General features: G+C 56.7%; 1 protein-coding gene and 1 pseudogene. One reads left to right on the top strand and one right to left on the bottom strand.

The genetic code is table 11. The annotated features are described in order from the left end of the window. Positions 1-198 (top strand): annotated as a pseudogene (locus tag AC5M9B_RS04865) (IS5/IS1182 family transposase); the annotation flags it as partial. Positions 199-252: 54 nt separating this feature from the next. Here the strand turns inward: AC5M9B_RS04865 and AC5M9B_RS04860 are convergent. Then, entirely contained in the window at positions 253-1,596 is a 1,344-nt protein-coding gene (locus tag AC5M9B_RS04860) for an FAD-dependent oxidoreductase (RefSeq protein WP_049229542.1), read from the bottom strand. Between the last annotated feature and the right edge of the window lie 114 nt (positions 1,597-1,710).

Below are 1,710 nucleotides of genomic sequence, written 5' to 3'. Positions count from 1 at the left end.
GAGAAAGCATCCGCCGCCGTCATTGACGCCACCATTATTCAGACCGCCGGCAGCAAACAGCGTCAGGCCATAGAAGTTGATGAGGAGGGACAAGTCAGCGGCCAAACCACACCGAGTAAAGATAAAGATGCCCGCTGGACAAAGAAAAACGGCCTCTACAAACTTGGTTACAAACAACATACCCGCACCGATTCTGAAATCGCTTTCAGACGGCATTTCCGTATCAAGTGCGGTCGTTTTACAACCAGTTTTTTAGCAGCCCGCGAACAAATCGTTCAGCCCTTCGGCGATGGTCGGGTGGGTGAAGATTTGGTTTTTGATGTAGGTGGCGGGGATGCGGTGATCGATCGCCATTTTGAACAGGTTGATAATCTCGTGCGCTTCGGCGCAGAACAGGGTTACACCGAGAATTTCGCCGCTGTGCGCGTCCACCACGGCTTTGAGCAGGCCGTCGGTTTGGTTGAGGATTTTGGCTTTCGGAATTGCGTCGGCTTTCAGTTTCAACACTTTCACCTCGCGCCCCGATTGCTGCGCGGCGGTTTCGGTTAAGCCGATATGAGCGAGCGGCGGCTCGGTAAAGGTGGCGGTCGGGAACGGGGTGCGGTCGGCGCGGTTGCGTTTGCCGTCGCCGAAAAGCTGTTCGCGCACGATGCGGTAGTCGTCGAGCGAGATGTAGGTGAACATCGGGCTGCCCGCCACGTCGCCCATCGCCCAGATGTGGTTTTTGCCTTGCACGCGCAGATGGTCGTCAACGAGGATGAAGCCGCGCTGGTCGGTTTTGATGCCCGCGTTTGTCAGGCCCAATCCTTGCGTGTTCGGCACGCGCCCCACGCCCACCAACACCGCGTCGGCGGTAAATTCGCCTTGCGACGTGATGACGCTGGTGTCCGCCGTATTGTCGCGGAACGCTTCAATCTTCACGCCTTGCAACACCTTGATGCCTTTGCTGTTTAATACGCGCAGCATTTCTTCGGCGATGTCGTGATCTTCACGCGGCAGGAAGCGGTCGCCGCCGTCGAGAATGGTGATTTCGCTGCCGAAAGCGTGGAACATAAAGGCAAATTCCAAGCCGATGTAGCCGCCGCCGATGATGACGAGGCGGCGCGGGCGTTCGTTCAGCGCGAGCACACCGGTGCTGTCCAGTACGCGCGGGCTGTCTTCGCCCGCCACACCCAGGCGGCGCGGGGTGGCACCGGTGTTGATGAAAATGCGTTCGGCGGTAAGGGTTTGCTCGCCGCCGTCTGGGTCAGTCAGTTTGACCGTGCGATCGTCGAGAAACTCGGCGCGCGCGTTGAGCACGGTTACGCCGTCCAGATTGTCCAGTTTGGCGAAATTGGCGGCGCGCAATTTCGGAATCAGGGTGTTTTTCGCGTTCATCGCCGCCGCAAACACTGCCGCTTTGTCGGCGTTATGCCCGCGCTGCTCGCTCTCGACAATCAGTTTTTTGCTGGGAATACAGCCGATGTTGATGCAAGTGCCGCCGTACATCTGCGCCGACTGTTCCACCAGCACGACCTGCTGCCCGTGTTTCGCCAAATCTGCCGCCAGCGTTTTGCCCGCTTTGCCAAAGCCGATAATAAGATTTTGTGTGTGCATAATTTGTCTCTGTGAAATGATGGATTGCGCGCCAATTATAGACCTTATCGATTTATTTTTACATGAGGCCTTTGCAAAATCCCCCAAAATCCCCTAAATTCCCATCAAGACATT

Source organism: Neisseria flava (genome assembly GCF_982712965.1).
This window is presented reverse-complemented; position numbering and strand designations above follow the sequence as displayed.